Annotated in this window: 23 protein-coding genes; 9 read left to right on the plus strand and 14 right to left on the minus strand. The window is 62.5% G+C overall.

Annotation, left to right across the window (positions count from 1 at the left end):
- Window positions 1–168: 168 nt before the first annotated feature.
- Genes nagA through G6N74_RS17165 form a run of 4 tightly spaced genes read right to left on the minus strand, consistent with a single transcriptional unit; the run spans window position 169 to window position 4,031 of the window.
- Window positions 169–1,344: an N-acetylglucosamine-6-phosphate deacetylase gene (nagA, locus tag G6N74_RS17150; RefSeq protein WP_165119151.1), complete on the minus strand. Its 1,176-nt coding sequence runs from the start codon at window positions 1,342–1,344 to the stop codon at window positions 169–171.
- The gene (locus G6N74_RS17155; protein ID WP_165119235.1) at window positions 1,341–2,351 is read right to left on the minus strand and encodes an SIS domain-containing protein; all 1,011 of its coding nucleotides are present in this window, start codon (window positions 2,349–2,351) and stop codon (window positions 1,341–1,343) included. The genes nagA and G6N74_RS17155 overlap by 4 nt, the downstream gene beginning before the upstream one ends.
- Window positions 2,352–2,386: 35 nt before the next feature.
- The gene (locus tag G6N74_RS17160; protein ID WP_165119152.1) at window positions 2,387–3,154 is read right to left on the minus strand and encodes a GntR family transcriptional regulator; all 768 of its coding nucleotides are present in this window, start codon (window positions 3,152–3,154) and stop codon (window positions 2,387–2,389) included.
- A complete protein-coding gene (locus G6N74_RS17165) occupies window positions 3,147–4,031 on the minus strand; it encodes a glucosamine kinase nucleotide-binding domain-containing protein (RefSeq protein WP_165119153.1) in 885 nt (294 codons plus the stop codon). Before G6N74_RS17165 ends, G6N74_RS17160 begins: the two co-directional genes overlap by 8 nt.
- 197 nt (window positions 4,032–4,228) lie before the next feature.
- Here G6N74_RS17165 and G6N74_RS17170 point away from each other — a divergent pair, with 197 nt between their 5' ends.
- The 7 genes from G6N74_RS17170 to G6N74_RS17200 all read left to right on the plus strand — a co-directional run bounded on the left by G6N74_RS17170 (window position 4,229) and on the right by G6N74_RS17200 (window position 11,105).
- A complete protein-coding gene (locus tag G6N74_RS17170) occupies window positions 4,229–4,369 on the plus strand; it encodes a hypothetical protein (RefSeq protein WP_165119154.1) in 141 nt (46 codons plus the stop codon).
- 107 nt (window positions 4,370–4,476) lie between these two features.
- Complete coding sequence (locus G6N74_RS17175; protein WP_165119155.1) at window positions 4,477–5,736, plus strand: ABC transporter substrate-binding protein; 1,260 nt, start codon at window positions 4,477–4,479, stop codon at window positions 5,734–5,736.
- A gap of 231 nt (window positions 5,737–5,967) precedes the next feature.
- Window positions 5,968–6,900 (plus strand): carbohydrate ABC transporter permease, encoded by a 933-nt coding sequence (locus tag G6N74_RS17180; protein ID WP_165119156.1) that lies wholly within the window; start codon window positions 5,968–5,970, stop codon window positions 6,898–6,900.
- 10 nt (window positions 6,901–6,910) lie between these two features.
- Window positions 6,911–7,750: a carbohydrate ABC transporter permease gene (locus G6N74_RS17185; RefSeq protein ID WP_119813917.1), complete on the plus strand. Its 840-nt coding sequence runs from the start codon at window positions 6,911–6,913 to the stop codon at window positions 7,748–7,750.
- On the plus strand, window positions 7,747–8,814 hold the full coding sequence (locus G6N74_RS17190; RefSeq protein WP_165119157.1) for a Gfo/Idh/MocA family protein: 1,068 nt from the start codon (window positions 7,747–7,749) through the stop codon (window positions 8,812–8,814). The genes G6N74_RS17185 and G6N74_RS17190 overlap by 4 nt, the downstream gene beginning before the upstream one ends.
- Before the next feature lie 21 nt (window positions 8,815–8,835).
- Window positions 8,836–9,837: an ABC transporter ATP-binding protein gene (locus G6N74_RS17195; RefSeq protein WP_165119158.1), complete on the plus strand. Its 1,002-nt coding sequence runs from the start codon at window positions 8,836–8,838 to the stop codon at window positions 9,835–9,837.
- Between the two features lie 50 nt (window positions 9,838–9,887).
- The gene (locus G6N74_RS17200; protein WP_165119159.1) at window positions 9,888–11,105 is read left to right on the plus strand and encodes an adenylate/guanylate cyclase domain-containing protein; all 1,218 of its coding nucleotides are present in this window, start codon (window positions 9,888–9,890) and stop codon (window positions 11,103–11,105) included.
- Between the two features lie 21 nt (window positions 11,106–11,126).
- On the opposite strand, the gene G6N74_RS17205 is transcribed toward G6N74_RS17200, so the two are convergent.
- The 4 genes from G6N74_RS17205 to deoC all read right to left on the minus strand — a co-directional run bounded on the left by G6N74_RS17205 (window position 11,127) and on the right by deoC (window position 16,303).
- Window positions 11,127–11,972, minus strand: a complete 846-nt coding sequence (locus G6N74_RS17205) for a fumarylacetoacetate hydrolase family protein (protein ID WP_165119160.1) — start codon at window positions 11,970–11,972, stop codon at window positions 11,127–11,129.
- Window positions 11,973–11,994: 22 nt separating this feature from the next.
- On the minus strand, window positions 11,995–12,729 hold the full coding sequence (locus G6N74_RS17210) for an SDR family oxidoreductase (protein ID WP_165119161.1): 735 nt from the start codon (window positions 12,727–12,729) through the stop codon (window positions 11,995–11,997).
- Window positions 12,730–12,842: 113 nt separating this feature from the next.
- A complete protein-coding gene (locus G6N74_RS17215) occupies window positions 12,843–15,218 on the minus strand; it encodes an aldehyde dehydrogenase family protein (RefSeq protein ID WP_165119162.1) in 2,376 nt (791 codons plus the stop codon).
- Window positions 15,219–15,244: 26 nt separating this feature from the next.
- A complete protein-coding gene (gene deoC, locus G6N74_RS17220; protein WP_165119163.1) occupies window positions 15,245–16,303 on the minus strand; it encodes a deoxyribose-phosphate aldolase in 1,059 nt (352 codons plus the stop codon).
- Window positions 16,304–16,524: 221 nt separating this feature from the next.
- On the opposite strand from deoC, the gene G6N74_RS17225 reads away from it, so the two are divergent.
- Together G6N74_RS17225 and gnd are read left to right on the plus strand one after the other, a co-directional pair.
- Window positions 16,525–16,956, plus strand: coding sequence for a Fur family transcriptional regulator (locus tag G6N74_RS17225; protein WP_165119164.1), 432 nt, complete (start codon window positions 16,525–16,527; stop codon window positions 16,954–16,956).
- Window positions 16,957–17,130: 174 nt separating this feature from the next.
- The gene (gnd, locus tag G6N74_RS17230) at window positions 17,131–18,552 is read left to right on the plus strand and encodes an NADP-dependent phosphogluconate dehydrogenase (protein WP_165119165.1); all 1,422 of its coding nucleotides are present in this window, start codon (window positions 17,131–17,133) and stop codon (window positions 18,550–18,552) included.
- A 341-nt stretch (window positions 18,553–18,893) separates the two neighbouring features.
- Here gnd and mgrA read toward each other — a convergent pair whose 3' ends face one another.
- Genes mgrA through G6N74_RS17260 form a run of 6 tightly spaced genes read right to left on the minus strand, consistent with a single transcriptional unit; the run spans window position 18,894 to window position 24,863 of the window.
- Window positions 18,894–19,943 (minus strand): L-glyceraldehyde 3-phosphate reductase, encoded by a 1,050-nt coding sequence (gene mgrA / locus G6N74_RS17235; RefSeq protein WP_165119166.1) that lies wholly within the window; start codon window positions 19,941–19,943, stop codon window positions 18,894–18,896.
- 58 nt (window positions 19,944–20,001) lie between these two features.
- Window positions 20,002–21,144 carry a Gfo/Idh/MocA family protein gene (locus tag G6N74_RS17240; RefSeq protein WP_165119167.1) on the minus strand — a complete coding sequence of 381 codons (1,143 nt, stop codon included), beginning with the start codon at window positions 21,142–21,144 and terminating at the stop codon, window positions 20,002–20,004.
- 12 nt (window positions 21,145–21,156) lie between these two features.
- Window positions 21,157–21,903 carry a sugar phosphate isomerase/epimerase family protein gene (locus G6N74_RS17245; RefSeq protein ID WP_165119168.1) on the minus strand — a complete coding sequence of 249 codons (747 nt, stop codon included), beginning with the start codon at window positions 21,901–21,903 and terminating at the stop codon, window positions 21,157–21,159.
- Between the two features lie 29 nt (window positions 21,904–21,932).
- Window positions 21,933–23,036 carry an ABC transporter ATP-binding protein gene (locus tag G6N74_RS17250; protein WP_376767720.1) on the minus strand — a complete coding sequence of 368 codons (1,104 nt, stop codon included), beginning with the start codon at window positions 23,034–23,036 and terminating at the stop codon, window positions 21,933–21,935.
- The gene (locus G6N74_RS17255) at window positions 23,036–23,947 is read right to left on the minus strand and encodes a carbohydrate ABC transporter permease (protein WP_165119236.1); all 912 of its coding nucleotides are present in this window, start codon (window positions 23,945–23,947) and stop codon (window positions 23,036–23,038) included. The genes G6N74_RS17250 and G6N74_RS17255 overlap by 1 nt, the downstream gene beginning before the upstream one ends.
- Before the next feature lie 16 nt (window positions 23,948–23,963).
- On the minus strand, window positions 23,964–24,863 hold the full coding sequence (locus G6N74_RS17260) for a carbohydrate ABC transporter permease (RefSeq protein WP_312857885.1): 900 nt from the start codon (window positions 24,861–24,863) through the stop codon (window positions 23,964–23,966).
- Window positions 24,864–24,914: the final 51 nt, after the last annotated feature.

Below are 24,914 nucleotides of genomic sequence, written 5' to 3' on the forward strand. Positions count from 1 at the left end.
GAATTGCATTTAGGCTTGCCGCCAATCTCAGGCGTTGGCGATTAGCGAGAGCCAAACACCCAGTTCGTCATCCTCGGGTCGCAGCACGAGCAAAGGGAAGGGCGCAGAACCATCAAAGCAGGCCAATCGACAACGATTTATCGATTTGCCGCCCTTGGCGACCGCGCCTCACCGGGGAGGGAAAGCGCCGCCGAAAACCTTCTCGCCCTCGATCCACACGCCTTCCACATCCAGCGCGTCCGACAGATGCACGATGCTGGCGGCAGTGCCTTCGCCGAGATGGCCGAGGCGATGGGCCTGCCCGACACTCTGGGCCGGGTAAAGCGAGGCCATGCGCAGCGCCTCGTCGAGCTCAAGTCCGATGGTCTCGTGCATGAAACGCACCGCCGAAATCATGTCGAGATCGGCGCCCGCCAGCGTGCCGTCCTCCAGTGTCAGCCGGCCATTCTCGCGGCGGATCGTTCGGCCGTTCAGCGTGAATGACTTCATGTCTGTGCCGATGGTCGCCATGGCGTCGGTGACGAGGAATATCCGCGCCGGTCCCTGCTTGGCGCGCAGCGCAATTTTGATGGTCGCGGGGTCGACATGGATGCCGTCGGCGATCAATCCGGCCGACAGCGTGCCGGTGTCGATCGTAGCGCCGGCGAGACCCGGTTCGCGATTGCCGATCTGGCTCATCGCGTTGAACAGATGCGTGACCATGGTAGCGCCGGCGGCAGCCATGGATTGCGCCGTCAAGTAGCTGGTGTCGGAATGGCCGAGGCTGACGATGACGCCGGCACTCGTAAGCCCGGCAACGCGGCGTTCATCGACCGATTCGGGCGCGACCGTGGTCAGAAGCACCGGCATTTTTTCGCGTGCCGCGATCAGCCGGGTTTCGTCCCCGTCCGTCATCGGCCTGATCAGCGCCGGGTCATGCGCCCCCTTGCGGGCCTTGGAAAGATGCGGGCCTTCGAGATGAAGGCCGAGGAAGCCCGGCACTTTCTGCAACGCTGCCTGCGCACCGGCGGCAATTGCTGCCTCGGTGATTTCCGGCGTGTCGGTAATCAGCGTCGGCAGCAGCGCCGTGGTGCCGAAAGGCACGTGGGCCGCGCAGATGGTGCGGATCGCCTCCACGCTGGGGCCGTCATTCAGCATCACCCCGCCGCCGCCATTGACCTGAAGGTCGATGAAACCAGGCGCAAGCATGCCGCCTTCGAGTTCGATCAGCCGGATGCCAGCAGGCAGGCTGCCGCGCGGCACGATGCGCTCGACACTGCCGTCGCGAACGATAAGCGCGGAGTCTTCATGCCACGCCTGTCCGTCGAAAATGCGTGCGCCGGCGATGGCAAAACTGTCGGTCATAGGGTCTCGGTCACTTTTCTCAGGTTTCTCGGTTCGTCGGGGTTCAGCCCGCGATGGCGGGCGAAGGCCTCGACGAAGCCGTAGAAGGAAACGATCAGCGCCAGCGGGTCGGTCAGCGGGTGGCCGGTGGCGACATAGGGCAGGCGCGTTGCCTTACCTGCTTTTTCCGATGTCATGAAGACCGCCGCGCGTTTTTCGGCAAGCTGGCCGACGACATCGGCCATGGACGGCTCGGAAGCATCCCGCGCCGCCAGCGCCAGCACCGGAAAGCCGGGGCGCACCAGTGCCAGCGGGCCGTGCATGACCTCGGCCGCGCTGTAGGATTCGGCATGCATGGCGCAGGTTTCCTTGAACTTCAGCGCCGCCTCGTTGGCGATGGCGAAGGACGGGCCGCGGCCGAGAATGAACAGCGAGCTTTCATCGGCAAGTGCTGCGGCCAGTTCCATCCAGTCGCAATCGACCGCCTTTGCCAGATGCACCGGCAGGTCGCGCAGCGCATTCATCAGCGCGTCGTCATTGGTGCAATGCGCCATCAACGCCAGCCCGGCGACAGCCGAATTCATGAAGGTCTTGGTCGCCGCAACGCTCTTTTCGACGCCGGCCAGAATGTCGATCGTGTGGTCGGACGCTTTTGCCAGTGGCGAGTCCGGCGTGTTGGTCAGTGCAATTGTCAGCGAACCGGCCTTGCGGGCGGCGTCGGCCATGGCGACGATGTCCGGGCTCTTGCCGGACTGCGAGATTGCCAGGCAGGCGGAACCGGCGAGGCGAAGTTTCGCGCCATAGATCGAGGCAACCGAGGGACCAACCGAAGCGACGGCGAGACCAGCGGTGAGTTCGATGGCATATTTGAGAAACGAGGCAGCGTGGTCGGAAGAGCCGCGCGCGACGGTGACGATGAAGCGCGGGTCGCGCTCCCTGATGTCGCGGCCGGCTTCGGTCAGCGCCTGCCCCGAACCGTCGAGCAGTCGTGCCACGGCGTCGGGTATTTCGACGATTTCGCGCCGCATATGGGTGGTGTCAGTCAATTACAGTCTCCGAGATGCTATTCCGAACCCGCCAGGCGCAGTTCGGCGACGAAGTCGTAGGCGTCGCCGCGATAGATGGAGCGGGTGAATTCGATGACCTTGCCGGTCGCCAGATAGGAAATCCGCTCGATGTTCAAGCTGGCCGAACCGGGCGGCACGTCGAGCAGTTTTGCGTCGGCGTCGCCGAGATTGGCTGCGGAAATCCGCTGCACGGCGCGAACGGGACGGTTTCCCGTGCGCTCCAGCACCGCATAGAGCGAGGAGCCGATGGCGGTCGGGTCCGGCAGAACGGTCGCCGAAAGCGAAGCGCGTTCGATCGCCAGCGGCGTGTCGTTGGCGATGCGCAGGCGGCTGATGCGGGCGACCAGTTCCTTGGCCGACAGGCCGAGCACCATGATTTCGTCGGGCGACGGTGGATAGACGCCGCGATCGAGCCATGTCGACGTGACCGCCATGCCGCGCCGCGCCATGTCCTCGGTGAACGAGGTCAGCCGCGACAGCGATTGTTCGACACGCTCGACGCGCGGCGCAACGAAGGTGCCGGAGCCGTGGCGCTGCACCAGAATGCCGCCCTTGACCAGATCCTGCACCGCCTTGCGCACGGTCACGCGCGATACATCAGCCTTCACTGCGATATCGCGCTCGGACGGCAAGGCATCGCCCGGTCCGATGACGCCGCGCTGCACCGCGTCCTCGATACTCTTCTTCAGTTGCAGGTAGAGCGGCGCGCCGTTGCGCGCCGAGGCCTTCACGGTCGAGAAAATCTGTTCCGCGACGTCAGGCATGGGCAGGCGCTCCGGCATTGCCGAACAGCCGCGCCGCCATCGTCACGGCGCCGCCCAGCGCATCCTGCAGCGGCGTATGCAGCATCGCCTGATAGCGGGCCGACATATAGGGCGCGACGAGGCCGGCGAGCCCGCCGAGCAGGCAAAGCCGCTGGCCGGGCTCGAGCTTCAGCGCATCCAGCGCTTCCTCGAGATCGCCGACGGCGCGCTGGAGCACGCGCGCGGCAACCGGGTCGCCCTTGCCGGCATGGTCGAACACCATCGGCGCGAAAGTGCCAAAATCGGCCGGTTTTGAAGCCGCGCCGAACTTGACGATGTCGCGCGGATCGCCGGCGAATTTCTCCATCACGGCCTGCGTCAGCGCCGAGCCGGGGCGGATGTCGTCATGGGCGAGCAGCGTTTCCTGCAGCAGGTCGCGACCGATGCGCGCCCCGCCGCCGAGATCGCCGAGCAGAAAACCCCAGCCGCCGATGGTCTGCATGGCGCTGCCCTTGCGCGACATGAAGATAGAGCCGGTGCCGATGATGGCGATGGCGCCGTCATGGTCGCCGAGCGCGCCGTTCATGGCGATCAGCGCGTCGCTTTCGACGAAGCTGCGGCGGAAGGGCAGGATCGCCTCGAGCTGCTGCTTGTAGCCGCCCACATTGGTGCCGGCGAGACCGAGTACCGCAGACGTATCCGGGATGAGGCCGGGGTCCATGCTCGCCTCGACGAAGGCCAGCCGCGCCGCCTCGACGATGTTGTGGCGGGCGCCGTCCAGATCGGTCATGATGTTGGCCGGGCCGCTCTTGCCGCGGCCGACGACATCGCCGGAAGCCGTCGCCAATGCGGCCCTGCAGCTTGTGCCGCCGCCATCTATTCCGAGCACCAGATTCACTGTGAAGTCTCCTCAATGACTATGATACCAATAAAATACCAATAGCCAAGGGTTAATTTCTTTTCACCGGGTCGCAATTGCGAAATCATTGAATTTAAATCGTTTTACTGACCTCACCTTGCGGCAGCCAGCAAAAATGTTAACGCGGCTGGACAAGTGGTATTTTTTTGGTATTGTCGATCCAGGGAGGAGATTTGATGGTCGAAGCGCGTACCGGAATGGTGCACGAAAGGGCCGGCGCGTTGCAAGTGCAGCCGCCTGCGATCATGCATCAGTTCTTCTCCGACGTGGACGCGATCCTGCCTGCCACCGGCATTCGAATGCCGGCGCAGCATTGAGACTGCTCGAAAATGCGAGCCGAGATTTCGCCCGCCTTGTCGAGAATGGAGGAGGGCGAGGGCTCTCATCAAAATCGAACCTGAACAGGTCAACAGGGAGAACCAAAATGAAACGTACGGCACTAACCACGCTTCTGATGGCAACCAGCATCCTCGGCTCGGCCGGGTTCGCTGCCGCCCAGGACGCCGCGCTTACCGTCGAAAGCTGGCGCAATGACGATCTTGCCATCTGGCAGGAAAAGCTGATCCCCGCCTTCGAAAAGGCAAACCCCGGCGTCAAGGTCACCTTCGCGCCATCCGCGCCGACCGAGTACAACGCCGCGCTGAACGCCAAGCTCGATGCCGGTTCCGCCGGCGACCTCATCACCTGCCGCCCGTTCGACGCCTCGCTCGAACTCTACAACAAGGGCCAGCTTGCCGACCTCGCCAGCCTGCCCGGCATGGAAAACTTCTCCGACGTCGCCAAGTCTGCCTGGACGACCGACGACGGCAAGGCGACCTTCTGCGTGCCGATGGCCTCCGTCATCCACGGCTTCATCTACAACCAGGAAGCCTTCGACAAGCTCGGCATCAAGCCGCCGGCAACCGAGGAAGAATTCTTCGCAGCGCTTGAGAAGATCAAGGCCGACGGCACCTATGTCCCGATGGCGATGGGCACCAAGGATCTCTGGGAAGCCGCGACCATGGGCTACCAGAACATCGGCCCGACCTACTGGAAGGGTGAGGAAGGTCGCCTGGCGCTCATCAAGGGCGACCAGAAGCTGACCGATCCGGATTGGGTCGAGCCCTATGCAACGCTTGCCAAGTGGAAGCCCTATCTCGGCGACGGCTTCGAGGCGCAGAGCTACCCCGACAGCCAGAACCTGTTCACGCTCGGCCGCGCTGCGATCTATCCGGCCGGCTCGTGGGAAATCTCGGTGTTCAACACGCAGGCCCAGTTCAAGATGGGCGCCTTCCCGCCGCCGGTGCGCAAGGCCGGCGACACCTGCTACATCTCCGACCATAACGACATCGGCATTGGCATGAACGCCAAGAGCAAGAACCCCGAGGCCGCGAAGAAATTCCTGTCCTGGGTCGCTTCGCCCGAGTTCGCCACCATCTACGCGAACGCGCTGCCGGGCTTCTTCAGCCTGTCCTCGACACCGGTGAAGATGGAAGACCCGCTGGCGCAGGAATTCGTGTCCTGGCGCGAGAAGTGCAAGCCGACGATCCGCTCGACCTATCAAATCCTGTCGCGCGGCACGCCGAACCTCGAAAACGAGACCTGGGTCGAATCGGCCAACGTCATCAACGGCACCGATACGCCCGACGTTGCAGCCAAGAAGCTGCAGGACGGCCTCGACAGCTGGTACAAGCCGGCAAAATAAAGCTCAGGCAGCAGGCCGGGTCGCGCGTCATGCGCGGCCCGGTTTAGACAATTGTAGTTGTTGGCGCTGCCCCTCACCCTTACCCTCTCCCCGTGAAAGACGGGGAGAGGAGGCGTCAGCGTTGGAGCTTCTCCCTTCTCCCCGTCACTATACGGGGAGAAGGTCCCGGCAGGGGGATGAGGGGCGGCACCACACCTATCAATTCCAGCACCAAGTTTGGAAAGCTAGACCATGGCCGGAGACACCGAAAACAGGCGCCCATTCCGCTGGCATATCGCCGTTTTCCTGGCGCCGGCGGTGCTCGTCTATACGGCGATCATGATCCTGCCGCTGTTCGGCACGCTGCAGCTGTCGCTGTTCACTGCCGACGGTCATCAGTCGCGCATCTTTGCCGGCCTCGACAATTTCCGCCGACTGTTCTTCGACCCACGCTGGTCGGCCACTTTCTGGAATGCGCTGTGGAACAACACCTGGTTCTTCATCATCCACATGCTGGTGCAGAACCCGATCGGCATCGCGCTGGCAGCCCTGCTTTCCAGCCCGAAACTGCGCTTTTCGGCGTTCTACCGCACGGCGATCTTCATTCCGACGGTGCTGTCCTTCGTCATCGTCGGCTTTGCCTGGAAGCTGATCCTCAGCCCGCTCTGGGGCGTGGCGCCGAACCTGCTCGATCTCGTCGGCCTGAAGAGCCTGTTCGTGCCATGGCTCGGCAAGGAGGAATACGCGCTGACCACGCTCGGTCTTATTTCGGTCTGGCAGTTTGTCGGCATCCCGATGATGCTGATCTATGCCGCCCTGCTGTCGATCCCGGACGAGGTGATCGAGGCCGCCGAATGCGATGGGATCACTGGCATGTCGCAGTTCTGGAAGATAAAGCTGCCGCTGATCCTGCCTTCGATCGGCATCATCTCCGTGCTGACCTTCGTCGGCAATTTCAATGCCTTCGACCTGATCTATTCGGCGCAAGGCGCGCTCGCCGGCCCGAACTATGCGACCGACATTCTCGGCACTTTCCTCTACCGCACCTTCTTCGGTTTCCAGTTGCAGACGGGCGATCCCTATATGGGCTCGACCATCGCCTCGATGATGTTCTTCATCATCCTCACCGGCGTCTGCCTCTACCTCTTCGCCATCCAGACGCGTCTGCGTCGGTATCAATTCTGAGGGCGGCGCGATGAGCAAGGCAACACACTCCCTCCCCCGCACCATCGCCGCCCATGCGGTGCTGATCGCCTATACGGTGATCGCGCTGTTCCCGGTCGTGGTGATCATCATCAACTCGATGAAGTCGCGCAACGCGATCTTCCGCACGCCGCTGTCGCCGCCGACGCCCGAGACATTCGATCTCGTCGGCTACACCACGGTTCTGGCGCAGGGTGATTTCTTCCTCTACTTCCAGAACAGTTTTATCGTCACCGTCGCCTCGCTGTTCTTCGTGCTGCTGTTCGGCGCGATGGCGGCCTTCGCGCTTGCCGAATACCGCTTCAAGGGCAACACGCTGATGGGGCTCTATCTGGCGCTCGGCATCATGATCCCGATCCGGCTCGGAACGGTCGCCATCCTGCAGTTGATGGTGGCAAGCGGGCTGGTCAACACGCTGACAGCGCTGATCCTCGTCTACACCGCGCAAGGCCTGCCGCTCTGCGTCTTCATCCTGTCCGAATTCATGAAGCAGGTGTCCGACGATCTGAAGAACGCCGGCCGCATCGACGGGCTCAGCGAATACCGCATTTTCTTCCGCCTCGTGCTGCCGCTGGTGCGCCCCGCCATGGCGACGGTTGCCGTCTTCACCATGATCCCGATATGGAACGACCTGTGGTTCCCGCTGATCCTCGCCCCGTCCGAAGCGACCAAGACGGTGACGCTCGGCGCCCAGCTCTTCATCGGCCAGTACGTCACCAACTGGAACGCGGTGCTGGCAGCGCTTTCGCTGGCGATCCTGCCGGTGCTGGTGCTCTACCTCATCTTCTCGCGGCAACTGATCCGCGGCATCACCTCGGGAGCCGTCAAGTGAGTGCGTCCAGTGAAAAGCCTCTGCGCGTCGTCGTTGCCGGGCTCGGCAATATGGGCCGCAGCCATGCGCTGGCCTATCACAACAATCCCGGCTTCGAGATCGCATCGCTGGTCAATCGCTCGGACGTTCCGCTTCCGGCTGAGCTGTCCGGCTATGAAATCCGGCGCTCCTTCGAGGATGCGCTGCGCGAGCTGAAGCCGGACGTCGCCTCGATCAACACCTATTCCGACAGCCATGCCGACTACGCGATCGCAGCTTTGGAAGCCGGCTGCCATGTCTTCGTCGAGAAGCCGCTGGCGACAACCGTTGCCGACGCCGAGCGTGTCGTGGCGGCGGCGAAGGCCAATGGCAAAAAACTGGTGATCGGCTACATCCTGCGCCATCACCCGTCCTGGATCAGGCTGATCGCCGAAGCGCGTAAACTTGGCGGGCCTTATGTCTTCCGCATGAACCTGAACCAGCAGTCGAGCGGCCATACCTGGGACACGCACAAGCAGTTGATGAAGACGATCTCGCCCATCGTCGATTGCGGCGTGCATTATCTCGACGTCATGTGCCAGATCACCGATGCCAGGCCGGTCGAAGTGCGCGGCATGGGCGTTCGCCTGTCCGACGAGATCGCCTCCGACATGTACAATTACGGCCATCTGCAGGTGCTGTTCGACGACGGTTCGGTTGGCTGGTACGAGGCCGGCTGGGGCCCGATGATTTCCGAAACCGCCTTCTTCGTGAAGGATGTCATCTCGCCCAATGGCTGCGTCTCCATCGTCATGGACGAGAAGGCGAAATCCGACGATGTCGATGCCCATACCAAGACCAATATGATCCGCGTGCACCACGCCGCCACCGGCAAGGATGGCCGCTTTGCAGCGCCGGACCAGAACCTGTCGATGAGCGGCGAGCCCGGCCATCAGGATTTGTGTGACCTCGAGCAGGCCTTTCTGCTGAAGGCCGTCCGTGAGGACATCGACCTCACCCGCCATATGAGTGACGCCGTGAAATCGCTCGCCGTCTGCCTTGCGGCGGATGAAAGTGTGCGCACCGGCCGCGCTGTTACGCTGTAGGAAACGGAAGGGAACGACCAGTTGGGTTCGCTCAAAATCGAGAACGTCAAAAAATCCTTCGGCAGTGTCGACGTGCTGAAAGGCATCGACCTGGAGGTGAACGACGGCGAGTTCGTCGTTTTCGTCGGCCCCTCCGGCTGCGGCAAGTCGACCTTGCTGCGCGTGATTGCAGGGCTGGAGGACGCAACCTCGGGAAATGTGCTGATCGACGGCCGCAAGGTCGATGCCGTGCCGCCGTCCGATCGCGGCATTGCCATGGTTTTCCAGACCTATGCGCTCTATCCGCATCTCTCGGTGCGCAACAATATGAGCCTCGGCCTCAAGCAGGCCAAGACGCCGACTGACGAGATCACGCGCCGCGTCGCCACGGCGTCGTCGATGCTGTCGCTGGAGCCCTACCTCGAACGGCGGCCGGCCGAGCTTTCCGGCGGCCAGCGCCAGCGCGTCGCCATCGGCCGCGCCGTGGTGCGCGAACCGAAACTCTTTCTCTTCGACGAACCCTTGTCGAATCTGGATGCAGCCCTGCGCGTCAACACGCGGCTGGAGATTGCGCAGCTTCACCGTCGGCTGTCGGCAACAATGATCTACGTCACCCACGACCAGGTCGAGGCGATGACGCTGGCCGACAGGATCGTCGTGTTGAATGGCGGTCGCATCGAGCAGATCGGCAGGCCCATGGAGCTATACAATTCGCCGGCTAATGAATTTGTCGCCAGCTTTATCGGTTCGCCCAAAATGAACTTCATCGACGGCGCGCATCTTGGCGAGCCAAAGGCCAAGACCGTCGGCGTTCGCCCCGAACATCTGACTGTCGACGCCAAATCCGGCGCCTGGAAAGGCACGGTCATCCATGCCGAGCATCTCGGCGCCGACACCAATCTCTATATCGACACGGAAAAGGCCGGGCTGCTGACCATCCGTATCTTCGGCGTTTATGACGCCGAGCCGGGCGCCACGCTCTATGCCACGCCCAACCCGGCGAAGACCTATCGGTTTGACGCGGACGGCAAGACACTGGCTTGAAAGCAGCCTCCGGCCGTCGCATCCTGTGACTGGCGAACAGGCCGGAGCCGATGAACGAAGAAAGCCTGAACCTCCTTGCAGACTGGATCGTCCAGCGGGGTCTCGCGGGCGACAGCGAGATCGATTTGCTGCAAGGCTTTTGCGATCGATGCGTCGAGGCCGGGCTCGATCTCTCCCGCAGCGTTGCCATCGTCGACACGCTGCACCCTGTCTATGAGGGCAGGGCGTTTTTCTGGCGGCGCGACCAGCTGCTTGAAACGCCTTTCGTGGAATACGGCCCGAGCAATCAGGGCGAAGGCCTGGAGGAGTGGAAGAAGAGCCCGTTCTATCACCTGCTTCAAAGCGGCGAGAACGAAATGCGGCGGCGGCTCTGCGACGGCGAGACCGAGGGCTTCTCCGTTTTCAGCGAATTGCAGCAGGAAGGTCAGACCGATTACCTGGCCATGGTGCACAGGTTCAGCCGCGACTCGGTTATCGGCGAACTGGACTGCATCCTGTCGCGCTGGACGACGGCGCGCGCCGGCGGGTTCAGCGAAGAAGACATCGCAGCGCTCCGGCGTCTGGTTCCGGTGCTCTGCCTGGCGATCAAATCGACATCCCTTGCGCGCATCGCTCAGTCGCTGGTGGAGGCCTATCTCGGACGGGATGCCGGCCAGCGCGTCCTGCAGGGCCGGATATCGCGCGGCATAGTCGAGCGGATAAACGCCGTCATCTGGTTTTCCGACATGCAGGGCTACACTGCGCTGTCGGAGAGGATCGATTCCGACCAGCTCATTCCGCTTCTCGACGACTATGCGGAGATCGTGATTACGGCAGTGCAGGGTGCAGGCGGCGACGTGCTCAAGCTGATGGCCGACGGCATATTGGCTATCTTCACCGCCGACGATCCTGCCAATGCCTGCGTTTGCGCACTTCAAGCCGAAGCCGATCTTCGGCTTAGGCTGGAAGCACTCAATCGCCGGCGGTCGGCCGAAAACCAGCCGGTCACCGGCATTTGTCTCGGGCTGCATATCGGCGATGTCTTTTATGGGAACATCGGCAGCAAGGACCGGCTGGACTTCACCGTGGTCGGCCAGGCCGTCAACGAGGCGAGCCGCATCGAGACGATGTGCCGCTCGGCCGGGCGCGGCACGCTCTTTTCTTCGGCATTTCGCGACACCTTGCCGGACGCGGAAAGGGCAAAGCTCGTCTCGGTCGGACGCTACGCCCTGCGCGGCGTCGGCAAGGCGCAGGAGCTGTTCACGCTCGACCCGGAAATCGCCGGCTGACGATTTCCGGTCGGGCCTGCCTCAGGCGTCGGCCTTCACATCCTGCCGCTGCTGGCCAAGGTCCTCGATGCCGAGTTCGACGACGTCGCCGGCTTTGAGATAGCGCGGCGGCTTCATGCCCATGCCGACGCCGGGCGGGGTGCCGGTCGAGATGATGTCGCCGGGATGCAGCGACATGAACTGGCTGAGATAGGAAACGAGATAGCGCACGCCATAGACCATCGTCCTGGTCGAGCCATCCTGCACCTTCTCGCCATTGACGGTGAGCCACATCTTGAGATTCTGCGGGTCCGGCACCTCGTCCTTGGTCACCAGCCACGGTCCGATCGGTCCGAACGTGTCGCAGCTCTTGCCCTTGGTCCACTGGCCCGAGCGCTCGGTCTGGAACGCACGCTCGGACACGTCATGGGCCGTGCAGTAGCCGGCGACATAGTCGAGCGCGTCGGCCTCGGAGACATATTTTGCCTTGCGCCCGATGACGACGCCGAGTTCCACTTCCCAGTCGGTCTTTTCGGACCCGCGCGGGATCAGCACGTCATCGTTGGGACCGACGATGGCCGAACTGGCCTTCATGAAGATGATCGGCTCCGGCGGTACGGTGGCGCCGGTTTCGGCCGCATGGTCGGAATAGTTGAGGCCGATGCAGATGAATTTGCCTGTGCCATGCACGCAAGGGCCGATGCGCGGATTGCCGGTGACCACGGGCAGCGAGGCCGGATCGATGCGCGCCAGCCGGTCGAGTTCCTTCGGATCGATGGTCTCGCCGCCAAGGTCGGCAATGTGCTGTGACAGGTCGCGGATCACGCCATCCTTGTCGATCAGGCCCGGGCGCTCGCGTCCCGCTTCTCCATAGCGCAGCAATTTCACGTCAAAACTCCCTTAGTGAAAATCAGATTGTCCAGCCGCCATCGATGGCATAGGCTTGGCCGGTGGTGTAGGTGGCGCCGGCGAGATAGACGGCAAGTGCGGCGATTTCTTCAGGCGTGCCGAGCCGGCCCATCGGCTGGCGGGCGATGAAGGCAGCGCGTGCCGCCTCATAATCGCCGCCGGCGCGCATGCGGCCTTCCAGCGACGGGCTTTCCACCGTGCCGGGGCAGATGGCGTTGCAGCGAATGCCCTGACCGATATGGTCGGCGGCAACCGCCTTGGTCAGCCCGATCACCGCTGCCTTGGTGGTGCCGTAGGCGAAGCGGTTGGGCACGCCCTTTATGCTCGAGGCGACCGACGACATGTTGATGATCGAGCCGCCACCGCGCTCGATCATGCCGGGCAGCACAGCGCGGATGGTGCGGATCATGGCGCGTACATTGAGGTTGAAGGCGAAGTCAAGGTCGCTGTCCTTCATCTCGAGGATGGAGCCCGAATGCACGAAGCCGGCGCAGTTGAACAGAACATCGACCGGCCCGATCTCGGCAAAGGCTTTTTCCACCGCCACATCGTCGAGAACGTCGAGTTTTCTCGTCACGATGCCGGTTTCGCGAGTGAGTTCGGCGAGCAGCGTCTCGTTGATATCGGTGGCCGTCACCAGCGCGCCTTCGCGCGCGAAGGCCAAAGCCGTGGCACGGCCGATGCCCTGCGCCGCAGCCGTAATCACCACGCTCTTGCCCGCCAATGTCCCCGTCATGCTTCCTCCCGACGCAAAGCTGGCCCTCGGCGGGCCAGCCTATCAAAATGTTTATTTATCGGTAAAGAACAAGACTGAAAGCGTCAAGCCCGATTGCCGTGTGAGAAAAGCGCTCAATCGCCATAGGGAACCCAGACATTCTTGACCTCGACGGCGCGGCGCAGGAAGGCATCGCCGGCGACCAGATCGGAGCGCCAGTCGACATTCCTGCCATTGCTGGTCCAGACACGCTTGAGGTTGCCGATCGATTCCGCTTCGACCAGCTTGCAAGTGTCGGCATCAGCCACGCACCACAGTCCGTCGACATCGTCATGCTTGGCCAGCACGGCCGCCAGTTCGGCATGCTTGCCGGTGACAATGTTGATCGCGCCGGCCGGCACGTCGGAATATTCGATGACCTGATAGAGATCGGTTGCCAGCAGCGCATGCTTCTGGCTCGGCACAGCCACCACCGTGTTGCCCATGGCAAGCGCGGGTGCTGCCAGCGAGATCAGGCCGAGCAGTGGCGCCTCGTCTGGCGCGACGATGCCGATGACGCCGACCGGCTCATGCAACGCCAGCGTCACAGCCCGTGCCGGCGGCGCATGCACGCGGCCTTCGAACTTGTCGGCCATGCCGGCAAAGGAGAACAGCCGCTCTATGGAAAGCTCGACCTCCTCGCGCGCTGCCTTGGCGCTAACACCGGTGAGCTGCACCAGCCGCGCCGAGAACTCGTCGGCGCGCGCCGAGAGGTTTTCGGCGAGGAAATAAAGCACCTGGCTGCGGTTGTAGCCGGTCGCCTCGGCCCAAGCCTTGGCGCCCCGCGCCGCCGACACCGCATCACGAATGTCCTTGCGGCTGCCCAGCCCGACTTCGCCGGCAAGTTTTCCTTTCCTATCAGCGACAGGCAGCGAATAATTGCCGTCTGGCCGAACCTGCTTGCCGCCGATGAACAGTTTTGCCGTGCGGTCGATGCCGATGCCGTCGGTCTCAGTGCGCTCGGTGATCTTTTCTGCCGTCGCCGGCTTGATCGCAGAGCCCAGCGGCAGCTTTACCGAGAGATATTCGAGCATGCCTTCGCGGCCGCCCTCGCGGCCGAAGCCGCTTTCGCGGTAGCCGCCGAAACCACAGGCGGCGTCGAACATGTTGGTGCCGTTGACCCAGACCACACCGGCCTTGAGCTGCGGCGCTGCATGCAGTGCGAGGTTGATATTCTCGCTCCACACCGAAGCTGCGAGGCCGTAGCGCGTGTTGTTGGCAAGCTCGATCGCCTCTTCCGTCGAACGGAAGGTCATGGCGGCCAGAACCGGCCCGAATACCTCTTCCTGAGCAAGGATATTAGCCGGCGAAACACCGATCGCCAGCGTCGGGAGGTAAAAATAGCCCGTCGAAGGCAATGGGCAATCCGGCTGCCAGCATTCGGCGCCCTGTTTTGCACCCTCGGCGACCAGCCCGTTCACCCGGTCGAGCTGGGTCTTGTCGACCAGCGGGCCGATATCGGTATTCTTGTCGAGCGGGCTACCGACGCGCAGACGGCCCATGCGCGTCTTGACCTTGGCGATGAAGGCGTCGGAAACACCCTCCTGCACCAGCAGGCGCGAGCCCGCGCAGCAGACCTGGCCCTGGTTGAACCAGATGCCATCGACCAGCCCCTCCACGGCGCTGTCGAGATCCGCGTCCTCGAAGACGATGAAGGCCGACTTGCCGCCGAGCTCCAGCGACAGCTTCTTGCCCGAGCCGGCGGTGGCCTTGCGGATGATCTTGCCGACTTCCGACGAACCAGTGAAGGCGATCTTCTGCACGCCCGGATGATTGACGATGGCCGCACCGGCTTCCGGCCCGCCGGGCACGATGTTGACGACGCCCTTCGGCACGCCGGCGCGCTCGCAGATTTCGGCGAATAGGATGGCCGTCAGCGGCGTGTATTCGGCGGGTTTCAGCACCACGGTGCAGCCGGCAGCGAGAGCCGGCGCGATCTTCCACGCCAGCATCAGCAGCGGAAAATTCCACGGGATGATCTGGCCGACGACGCCGACCGGCTTGTGGTCCGGGAATTCCTTGTCCAGCGACTGCGCCCAGCCGGCATGATGGATGAAATGGCGGATCGCCAGCGGCACGTCGATGTCGCGGCTTTCGCGGATCGGCTTGCCGTTGTCGATCGATTCCAGCACCGCGAACAGACGCTGGTGGCGCTGCATGGCGCGGCCTATGGCGTAGAGCACCTTGGCTCTGGCGTAGCCGGATTGCGCGCTCCATTTCGGCAGCGCCTTGGCCGCCGCTGCGACTGCCGCATCGATATCGGCGTCACCCGCGTCGGAGATTTTTGCCAGCAGCTTGCCGGTCGCCGGTTCGCTGGTTTCGAAGGTTTTTCCTCCGGCTGCCGCCTTCCACTCGCCGCCGATGAACAGCGCCTTGCCGAAATCGCGCCCAGCGAGCCAGGCGTCGGCTTCGTTGCGGGCCTCGGGGGCTGCGTCATATTCCATCGCGGCGTAGCGTTCGAGAATGTTCATTGAAAAATCTCCCGAATTCTTTGCCGTCACGCCATTGCGTGGCGATGATTGGCCGAGTAGCGGCCGGTCAGATGGTGCTCGAGCTGGCGCTCGATGTCGGTGAGCAGGCTGGATGCGCCGAAGCGGAAAAGCTCCGGCTCCAGCCACGGCCGGCCAAGCTCTTCCTTCATCAGCACCAGCCAGTCGAGCGAGACCTTGGCGGTGGAAATGCCGCCCGCCGGCTTGAAGCCGATGAGATAGCCGGTGTGCTCGAAATAGGCGCGGATCGAGCGTACCATGGCGAGACCGACCGGCAGCGTGGCATTGACGCTTTCCTTGCCGGTCGAAGTCTTCACGAAATCCGCGCCCGCCATCATCGCCACCATCGAGGCGAGCATGACATTGCGCAAGGTCGCCAGATCGCCGGTGCCGAGGATGACCTTGAGATGCGCCTCGCCGCAGGCGGCGCGCATGGCGACGATCTCGTCATAGAGCTCCTGCCATTTGGCGCCGAACACCAGCCCGCGCGGGATGACCACGTCGATCTCGTCGGCGCCGTCCTTCACCGAGGCCTCGATCTCCTGAAGGCGGGTGGCGAGCGGCGCCAGCCCATGCGGGAAGGCGGTGGAGACGGCGGCGACATGAATGCCGGTGCCCTTAACGGCGTCCACAGCCGTCGCGACGAAGGGGTGGTAAACGCAGACGGCAGCGGGCCGTATCACCGTGTCACCGAGGCCGAGGCCTTCCGCGATATCGCGGCGCAACGGGTTGATCGCCTTGGCGCAGAGCCGGCGCACGCGCTCGTCGGTATCGTTCGAGTTCAACGTGGTGAGGTCCATGCAGGCGATGGAACGCAGGAGCCACGCCGCCTGGTTGTCGGCCTTGATCGAGCGGCGCTTGGTGAGCGAGGCGACGCGGCGTTCAAGCGCCGAGCGGTTGACGTTGCGCATCGATTCGAGAAAGCCGAGATCGAGCGCCATGCCGGGGTTGCGGGCAATGCCATGCGTGGCAGGCGTATTGGCGGCAATGCGCGTCGGCAGGGAGGTCACGCTGGAATCCCGCGCCTCTCCTGTGCTGAGACCGGCCTCAAGAAACTTGCTGCTCATCACCTCCCCTTTCACTCCACACTTTTGGCGGAGGATAGCCCGTGAAGTGACGCTTCACGAGTCCTGTCAGCGGTAATAGCGGAGAAAGCACATCAATGCAGCTAACTTTTGACCGTATGGTCAAAACCATGAGGCTCGCGTGAGGTGTCCAACGTCGGCTTTCCGTTGAGAAAGGCTCTTACTTCTTTGCAACTGGGTGTCATCTGGCGCATATTCCGGGCATGGCAAAGCAGAAGAATCAGAAACCAGACTACGAGAAAATGCTGCGCAAGGCAGGGATCAGGATCACCCGCCCGCGCCGCATCATCGTGGAGATATTGACGGCGACGGATGATCACCCCGACGCGCTTGAAATCTTCCGGCGCGCGGCCGCGATCGATTCCGGCATTTCGCTGTCGACCGTCTATCGCACGATGAAAGTGCTGGAAGGCCTGGGGGCCATTCACCGCCATGCCTTCGAGGGCGGGCCCTCGCGCTTCGAACAGGCCAGCGGCGAGCATCACGACCATTTGATCGATCTCGACACCGGCGACGTCATCGAATTCAAGTCCGACCGCATCGAGCAATTGCAGAACGAAATCGCCGAGGCGCTGGGCTATGACATCGTCCACCACCGTCTGGAACTCTATGGCCGCAAGCGGCGCGGGCGCTGAACCTTGTCTGTCTGCGAAAGTCACATCGGCGCGACGCCGGGAGCAAACTGCGCTGCCATGCATTATGGCAGGGGCAGACCCGCGCCGTGACGTGTTGACGCGGCCCGCCTGCCGGTCGATCATCGGGATCTAGGTGAGGCACTTCTCAAACCAAAAACAATCCGGGATACAAAAATGGAAAAAGCCGAAATCGGCCTGATTGGCCTTGGCGTCATGGGCTCCAACCTGGCCCTTAATATCGCCGAAAACGGCCACCCGATCGCCGTCTTCAACCGCACCACCAGCCGCACCGGCACATTCTTCGAGGCAGCGGGCGACCTGCGCAAGATGATCGTGCCCTGCACGACGCTGGCTGAACTCGCCGACGCGATCAAACCGCCGCGCCCGGTCATCATCATGGTGCAGGCCGGCCAGCCGGTGGACGAGCAGATCGCAGCACTTCGCGAGGTGCTTTCGGCGGGCGACATCATCATCGATGCCGGCAACGCCAATTTCCGCGACACGATCCGGCGCTTTTCCGAACTCGACGGCTCCGGCCTGACCTTCATCGGCATGGGCGTTTCGGGCGGCGAGGAAGGCGCGCGGCACGGCCCCTCGATCATGGTCGGCGGCACGGAAGACTCCTACAAGCGCGTCGAAAAAATCCTCATCGACATTTCGGCCAAGTTCGAGGGCGAGCCTTGTGCCGCCTGGCTCGGGACCGGTGGCGCCGGGCATTTCGTGAAAACCATCCACAACGGCATCGAATATGCCGACATGCAGATGATCGCCGAGATCTACGGCGTGCTGCGCGACGGGCTTGGCATGAAGCCCAAGGAAATCGGCGCGGTTTTCGCCGAATGGAACAAGGGCCGGCTGAATTCATACCTCATCGAAATCACCGCGACCGTTCTGGCTGCTGACGATCTCGATACCGGCAAGCCTATCGTCGAGATGATCCTCGACCGCGCCGGCCAGAAGGGCACAGGCAAATGGTCGGTGATCGAGGCGCAGACGCTCGGCGTGTCAGCCACCGCGATCGAGGCTGCCGTTTCGGCACGCATTCTCTCATCGCTCAAGGACGAGCGGCTGGCGGCGGAAAAGGCTTATGGCACCGGCGGCGTCTCGAAATTTTCGGGCAACCGCGACAAGGTCCTGCACGATCTGGAACTCGCACTCTTCGCCGGCAAGATCGCTGCCTATGCGCAAGGTTTCGCAGTGATGGATGCTGCCTCGAAACAGTTCGGCTGGAACCTGCCGATGCCGACCATCGCCAAGATCTGGCGCGCCGGCTGTATCATCCGCTCGCAGTTCCTCGGCACGCTGGCCGACGCTTTTGAGAAGAGCGGCGCGCTCGCAAACCTTTTGATGGCGCCGGCCTTCATCGAGATGATGAAGGAGGCGCATCCCTCGCTGCGCCGCATCGTGGCGCAGGCCGCCGAAGCCGGCCTGCCGACGCCGGCGCTGTCATCGGCACTGGCCTATTTCGACAGCTATCGCCAGGGACGCGGCACCTCAAACCTGATCCAGGCGCAGCGCGATTATTTTGGCGCGCATGGCTTCGAGCGCATCGATGCACCCGGCGCGCATCACGGTCCATGGGCCGGCGGCGGCTGAACTCGTTCGGTCCGTTTCCGCAATCTGATCGTTGCCTTGACCGACCTGGGCGTTGTTCGTCAGGTCGGTGGTTGCGGATATTATTCTGAACGCCTCTGACTGCATGATCTGTCGAGGCATGGATTCCCGACACTCTCCGCTTCGCTCACGAGGTCGAGAATGACGAGCTTCATTTTAACGCTTCTGCAACCGGAGACGTTGGAGATTAGCAAGCGGCGAAACCGCAACTCGTCATTCTCGACCTCGTGAGCGAGGAACGAGCGGAGAGTGTCGGGAATCCATGCCTGAACCTGGCGGACGTGAGAGGCGGTTCGAGCACAGACACCAGAATGCGCCGAAAATTACTTCTTCCGCACCGGCCCTTTCCGCTCGGCCGAGCGGGCCCAGAGATTGATGTCGGCCTCGCGGGCGTACTGATCGATCTCGGCAAGCTCGGCATCCGAGAAATCCGGGTTCTTCAGCGCACCGACGCAATCCTCCACCTGCTCCGGCCGGCTGGCGCCAATCAGCGCAGAAGTCACCCGACCGCCGCGCAGCACCCAGGCAAGCGCCATCTGCGCCAGCGTCTGGCCGCGCTTTTCGGCGATGGCGTTCAGCGCCTTGATGTTGGCGAGCGCCTTGTCGTTGAGGAATTCCTGGCGCAGCGACTTGCCTTGCGCGGCGCGGCTGTCCTCGGGAATGCCCTTCAGATATTTCGTCGTCAGCATGCCTTGCGCCAGCGGCGAGAACACGATCGAACCGACGCCGAGCTCGTCCAGCGTGTCGAGCAGCCCGTCTTCCTCGACCCAGCGATTGAGCATGGAATAGCTCGGCTGGTGGATAAGGCAGGGCGTGCCAAGCTCGCGCAGGATCGCCGCGGCCTCGCGGGTGCGCTGCGAATTGTAGGACGAGATGCCGACATAGAGCGCCTTGCCCGAGCGCACGGCATGGTCGAGCGCCATCATCGTTTCTTCCAGCGGAGTTTCCGGATCGAAGCGGTGCGAATAGAAGATGTCGACATAATCGAGCCCCATGCGCTTGAGACTCTGGTCGAGGCTTGCCAGCACATATTTACGGCTGCCCCATTCGCCATACGGCCCCGGCCACATGTCGTAGCCGGCCTTGCTGGAGATGATCAGCTCGTCACGCAGGCCGGCAAAGTCGGCGCGCAGGATTTCGCCGAAGGCAGTTTCGGCAGAACCGGGCGGCGGACCGTAATTGTTGGCGAGGTCGAAATGGGTGATGCCGAGGTCGAAGGCCTTGCGGCAGATCGCCTGCTTGGTCTGGTGCGGCGTATCGTTGCCGAAATTGTGCCAGAGCCCGAGCGAGATCGCCGGCAGCTTCAGGCCGGAGCGGCCGCAGCGGTTGTAGCGCATCGTCTCGTAACGGTTGTCGGCGGGATGCCAGGCCATGGTGATTTCCTCGAAGAATCTGTCGGGAGGGATTTGGATTTGCTCCCTCCCGATAGACCTATTTTGTTTTGGCGAGAAGCGCCTTGGCTTCCTTTATGCCGAGTGCGGCAGGCCGCTCGCAGGTCGTCCGCATGTCAACGAACTTGCCGCTGTCCCCGGATTTCAGGATGCCGGTCATGATGTCGACGACATGCAGCGCGAGGTCGAGCGAGCAGCGATGCGGCCGTCCCTCCCGGATGGCGATCGCCATATCGGCAAGGCCGGCCGTACGGTAATTGGCCATCGGCCCTTGCGAATGGACTTCATTGGCCTTCTGGAAAGGATGGTCCCATTTCGGCAGCTTCTTGGCCGGCTTGCTGCCCTTGGTGTAGCGCAGGTCGCCGCCGAAGAAGTTGGGATCGGGCATGTAGAGCGTGCCGTTCTCGCCGTAGAGTTCCATCGGGGCATGGCCGCTGTGCCAGACATCCCAGCTCGCATTGAAGGTGATCACCGCGCCGTTCTCGAATTCCAGTAGGGCATGGATGGTCGTCGGCGTCGAGACCGGGATTTTTTCGCCGGCACGCGGCTTGGAACTGATCGTCCGCTCCCTGGCGGGGATCGCGGTCAGTGCGGCCACCCGCTTCACCGGTCCGATGAGTTGGACCAGGTTGGTGATGTAATAAGGCCCGAGATCGAGGATCGGTCCGCCGCCGGGCAGGAAAAAAAAGTCCGGGTTGGGATGCCAGTGCTCCATGCCGTGGCTCATGACATGGCAGGTGCCGCTGGTGATCTTGCCGAGCTTGCCGTCGTCGATCATGTGGCGGGCAAGCTGGTGCGAGCCGCCGAAGAAAGTGTCGGGCGCCGAACCAATGCGCAGCCCCTTCTTTTCGGCCCGCTTCTTCAGGTCGAGCCCTTCCTTGACCGAAAGCACGAAGGGCTTTTCCGAATAGACATGCTTGCCGGCGTCCAGCACCTGCTTCGACACTTCATAATGCGCTGCCGGAATGGTGAGGTTGACGACGATGTCGATGTCGTCGGACTTGAGCAATCCGTCGACACTCTCGGCGCGCAGGGAGAACTCCTTGGCGCGCGCCTTTGCCGCTTCTTCGTTTATGTCGGCGCAGGCGCGCATTTCCATGCCGCGAAACAGCGGCGATAGCTTGAAGTAAGCCTTGGAGATGTTGCCGCAGCCGATGACGCCGATCCCGAGTTTCTTTGCCATGATCGTCGTCTCCTAGAAGCTCTTGGCGGCTTCAAGCGAGCGCCGGGCGAAGCGTTCGAAATTGTTCGGATTGTCCTGTTCCATGATGAAGTATTTCGCCGGCGTCCGGTCGCGCAGCACGGCGGTCAGCGCCCTCCAGTCGATCGTGCCGTGGCCGACATCCGACCAGCCGTCTTCGTCCAGCCCCTCGCCGCTGCGGGCAATATCCTTCACATGCACAGCAATGATGCGCGAGCCGTATTTCTCGATCCAGGCCATGGGATCGGCACCGCCGCGAACGATCCAGGCGATGTCGGCCTCCCAGCCGATATCGGGAGCCGCTTCGAGAATATGCGTCAGTGGCACCGAGCCGTCGGACAGGGCCGCGAATTCGAAATCGTGATTGTGCCAGGCGAAACCGAAGCCGGCCTTCCTGGCCTTATCGCTAACCGCAGCCAGGCGCTTGCCGAATGCCTGCCAGCCGGCGCTGTCGGTCGGACGCTGCTCGGCCACCAGATAGGGACAAACCAGAACCTTCATGCCGAGCGCCGTTGCGATTTTTTCCGCGGCTGCGAAATCGTTCTCCAGCATGTCGATGGAAAAATGCCCGGTCGGCATGGCAAGGCCGTTCTTGTCGAGCTCGGCGCGCAGGCCGGCCGGATCGTCATAGACGCCGCCAAAGCCTTCGACTTCCCGGTAGCCGATCCAGCCGAGTGTTTTGACGACATCGTTCCAGGGCTGAAAATTGCGGGCGCTGTAAAGTTGAAATGACCAGTTCATGCCGATTGTCCGTGTTTGATGTTGGGAGTTCAGATGCGGTTTCCGGTGGGAGCGTCGAACAGCGAAGCGCGCGCCGGGTCGAAGCCGACGATCACACGGTCGCCGACTTTCAGGGGCTTTTCCGCCTCGGCGCGGAATGTGAGATTGCTGCCGCCAAGCTTGGTCCAGACGAGCATGTCGGAGCCCATCGGTTCGATGATCTCGACCTCGATTTCGCGGGAGAAAGGCAGTGCCGCCGCCTGCTCGCCATGGGCGATATGCTCGGGCCTGATGCCGAATATGCAAGCGCCGGTGGCGGCACTGGATTTGTCGAAGGCATAGCGGTCGAGCGGCACCGAAACACCGTCCGCCTTGAAGTGTGGCTTCTCGCCGCCTTCGAGCTGGCCACTTATGAAATTCATGCTCGGAGAACCAAGGAAATCGGCGACGAAGCGATTGACCGGACGATTGTATATCGCCTGCGGCGCGTCAAGCTGCTGGATGACGCCACCCTTCATCACGGCGATGCGGTCGGCGAGCGTCAGCGCCTCGATCTGGTCGTGGGTGACATAGATCATGGTGTTGGCAAGCCGCTGATGCAGGCGCTTGATCTCGACGCGCAGTTCCGAGCGCAGCTTGGCATCGAGATTGGACAACGGCTCGTCGAACAGGAACACATCTACGTCACGCACCAGCGCCCGGCCGATGGCGACACGCTGGCGCTGGCCGCCGGAGAGCGCGGAAGGCTTTCGTTTCAGCAACGGTTCGATCTGCAATATTTCCGAAGCCCGCGCGATGCGCTTGGCGATCTCGTCCTTTGGCAGTCCGGCCGTCTTCAGGCCGAACGAAAGATTTCCCTCGACAGTCATCTGCGGGTAGAGCGCATAGGACTGGAACACCATGCCGATGCCGCGGTCTTTCGGCTCTTCCCAGGTAACGTTCTTGCCGTTGATGAAGATCTGTCCGTCAGAAATATCGAGCAGGCCGGCGATGCAGTTGAGCAAGGTCGACTTGCCGCAACCGGACGGCCCGAGCAGCACCAGGAACTCGCCTTCGGCGATGTCGAGGTTCAGCGCCTGAAGCACCTGCACGTTGCCGAAATTGAGCGACAGATCCTTGATCGAGACGCTGGGCTTGCCTGCCGCCATAACCATCAACCCTTGACCGCGCCAGCGGCGATGCCGCGCACGAACAGCTTGCCGGAAGCGAAGTAGACGATCAGCGGCACAAGGCCGGTCAGGATGGTTGCGGCCATGTTGACGTTGTACTCCTTCACGCCTTGCACTGAATTGACGATGTTGTTGAGCTGTACGGTCATCGGATAGGTGTCCGGCCGCGTGTAGACGACGCCGAAGAGAAAATCGTTCCAGATGCCGGTGACCTGCAGGATGATCGCGACGACGAAGATCGGCAGCGACATAGGCAGCATGATGCGGAAGTAGATGCCCCAGAAACCTGCCCCGTCGACGCGGGCTGCCTTGAACAGCTCTTCGGGAACGGAGGTAAAGTAATTGCGGAAAAGCAGCGTCAGGATCGGCATGCCGAAGATGGAATGAACGATGACGAGACCCCACAGGCTGCCATAGAGGCCGATTTCCCTGAGCAGTATGACGATCGGGTAGATCATCACCTGATAGGGGATGAAGGCGCCGACGATGAGGATGGTGAAGAAGAGATCGGCGCCCTTGAAGCGCCAGTTGGCGAGCGCGTAGCCGTTGATCGAGGCGAGCGCGATCGACAGGATTACCGACGGCACGGTGATGCGCACCGAGTTCCAGAAGCCGCGCGAAAGGCCGTCGCAATTGAGGCCGGTGCAGGCCTGCGACCAGGCCTTTACCCAGGGCTCGAAAGTGATCTCCACCGGCGGCGAGAAGATGTTGCCGAGGCGGATTTCCGGCATGCCCTTCAGCGACGTTACGACCATCACATAGAGCGGCAGCAGGTAATAGACCGCCACCACGATGAGCGTGCCGTAGAGAAAGATGTTGCGGCGGGAAAAGGTTTTTCGCGGCTTTGCTCCGCGCGGCCCGGTTTCGATCCGGGTTGCGGTTGCGGCGGGCGCCATGTCGAGGGTTGCCGTATCAGCCACGCCGCGCCCTCCCGAATTCGAGATAGGCCCATGGCACGACGACGATGATCACACTGAGCAGCATCATGGTCGAGGCGGCAAAGCCCTGGCCGAGATTCTGGGCGAAGAACATGTAGTCGTAGACATATTTCGCCGGCACTTCGGAAGCGATGCCGGGGCCACCGCTGGTCTGCGCGACGACGAGATCGTAGACCTTGATGATGCCAGAGGCGATGATGACGATGGTGGTGATGAAGACGGGCCGCATCATCGGAATGACGATGAAGAGATAGGTCTTCCACATAGGGATGCCGTCGACGCGCGCCGCCTTCCAGATGTCCTCGTCGATGCCGCGCAGGCCCGCCAGCATCAGGCACATGACAAGGCCGGTGCCTTGCCAGAGTGCCGCGATCAGGATGCCGTAGATGACGATGCTGGCATCATAGAGCGGGTTGAAGGTGAAGCTTTCCCAACCCAGCCCGCGCACCACGGCCTGCACGCCGAAATCCGGGTTAAGCAGCCATTGCCAGACCAGCCCGGTGACGATGAAGGACAAGGCAAAGGGATAAAGGAAGATGGTGCGGAACGTGTCCTCGAAGCGAATCTTCTGGTCGAGCAGGGCCGCAAGCAGAAAGCCGATCGCCAGCGAGAAGATGAGCGAGAGCACGCCGTAGATTGCAAGATTCTCGACGGCCACGCCCCAGCGTGGTGCCGCCCAGAGCCGGTAATACTGGTCGAGCCCGACGAAGCTGAAGCGCGGCAGAAGCTTCGAATTGGTGAAGGAATAAAGCACGGTCCAGGCGGTGCCGCCGGCGAAGACCACGACCGCCGTAAGGATCATCGGTACGGAGGCGATCTTGGCGCTCAGGTTCCTGAACAGCTGGCTGGGGCGCTTGGGATAGGTTTCGCTCACAGCAATCCTTTTGGATATGAGGCCGGAACACACCGGCCCGTTCAGACGGGC

It is taken from the genome of Mesorhizobium zhangyense, from assembly GCF_011045115.1.
In the GTDB taxonomy this organism is placed as follows: Bacteria; Pseudomonadota; Alphaproteobacteria; order Rhizobiales; family Rhizobiaceae; genus Mesorhizobium_M; species Mesorhizobium_M zhangyense.

Excerpts from the sequence above, each read along its gene's own strand:
- G6N74_RS17155 (WP_165119235.1), bottom strand. The coding sequence starts at position 2,351 with ATGCGGCGCGAAATCGTCGAAATACCCGACGCCGTGGCACGACTGCTC.
- G6N74_RS17245 (WP_165119168.1), bottom strand. The coding sequence starts at position 21,903 with ATGAACTGGTCATTTCAACTTTACAGCGCCCGCAATTTTCAGCCCTGG.
- G6N74_RS17160 (WP_165119152.1), bottom strand. The coding sequence starts at position 3,154 with ATGCCTGACGTCGCGGAACAGATTTTCTCGACCGTGAAGGCCTCGGCG.
- G6N74_RS17185 (WP_119813917.1), top strand. The coding sequence starts at position 6,911 with ATGAGCAAGGCAACACACTCCCTCCCCCGCACCATCGCCGCCCATGCG.
- G6N74_RS17200 (WP_165119159.1), top strand. The coding sequence starts at position 9,888 with ATGAACGAAGAAAGCCTGAACCTCCTTGCAGACTGGATCGTCCAGCGG.
- G6N74_RS17215 (WP_165119162.1), bottom strand. The coding sequence starts at position 15,218 with ATGAACATTCTCGAACGCTACGCCGCGATGGAATATGACGCAGCCCCC.
- G6N74_RS17180 (WP_165119156.1), top strand. The coding sequence starts at position 5,968 with ATGGCCGGAGACACCGAAAACAGGCGCCCATTCCGCTGGCATATCGCC.
- deoC (WP_165119163.1), bottom strand. The coding sequence starts at position 16,303 with ATGAGCAGCAAGTTTCTTGAGGCCGGTCTCAGCACAGGAGAGGCGCGG.
- G6N74_RS17170 (WP_165119154.1), top strand. The coding sequence starts at position 4,229 with ATGGTCGAAGCGCGTACCGGAATGGTGCACGAAAGGGCCGGCGCGTTG.
- G6N74_RS17175 (WP_165119155.1), top strand. The coding sequence starts at position 4,477 with ATGAAACGTACGGCACTAACCACGCTTCTGATGGCAACCAGCATCCTC.
- G6N74_RS17255 (WP_165119236.1), bottom strand. The coding sequence starts at position 23,947 with ATGGCGCCCGCCGCAACCGCAACCCGGATCGAAACCGGGCCGCGCGGA.
- G6N74_RS17210 (WP_165119161.1), bottom strand. The coding sequence starts at position 12,729 with ATGACGGGGACATTGGCGGGCAAGAGCGTGGTGATTACGGCTGCGGCG.
- mgrA (WP_165119166.1), bottom strand. The coding sequence starts at position 19,943 with ATGGCCTGGCATCCCGCCGACAACCGTTACGAGACGATGCGCTACAAC.
- G6N74_RS17250 (WP_376767720.1), bottom strand. The coding sequence starts at position 23,036 with ATGGTTATGGCGGCAGGCAAGCCCAGCGTCTCGATCAAGGATCTGTCG.
- G6N74_RS17225 (WP_165119164.1), top strand. The coding sequence starts at position 16,525 with ATGGCAAAGCAGAAGAATCAGAAACCAGACTACGAGAAAATGCTGCGC.
- G6N74_RS17240 (WP_165119167.1), bottom strand. The coding sequence starts at position 21,144 with ATGGCAAAGAAACTCGGGATCGGCGTCATCGGCTGCGGCAACATCTCC.
- nagA (WP_165119151.1), bottom strand. The coding sequence starts at position 1,344 with ATGACCGACAGTTTTGCCATCGCCGGCGCACGCATTTTCGACGGACAG.
- gnd (WP_165119165.1), top strand. The coding sequence starts at position 17,131 with ATGGAAAAAGCCGAAATCGGCCTGATTGGCCTTGGCGTCATGGGCTCC.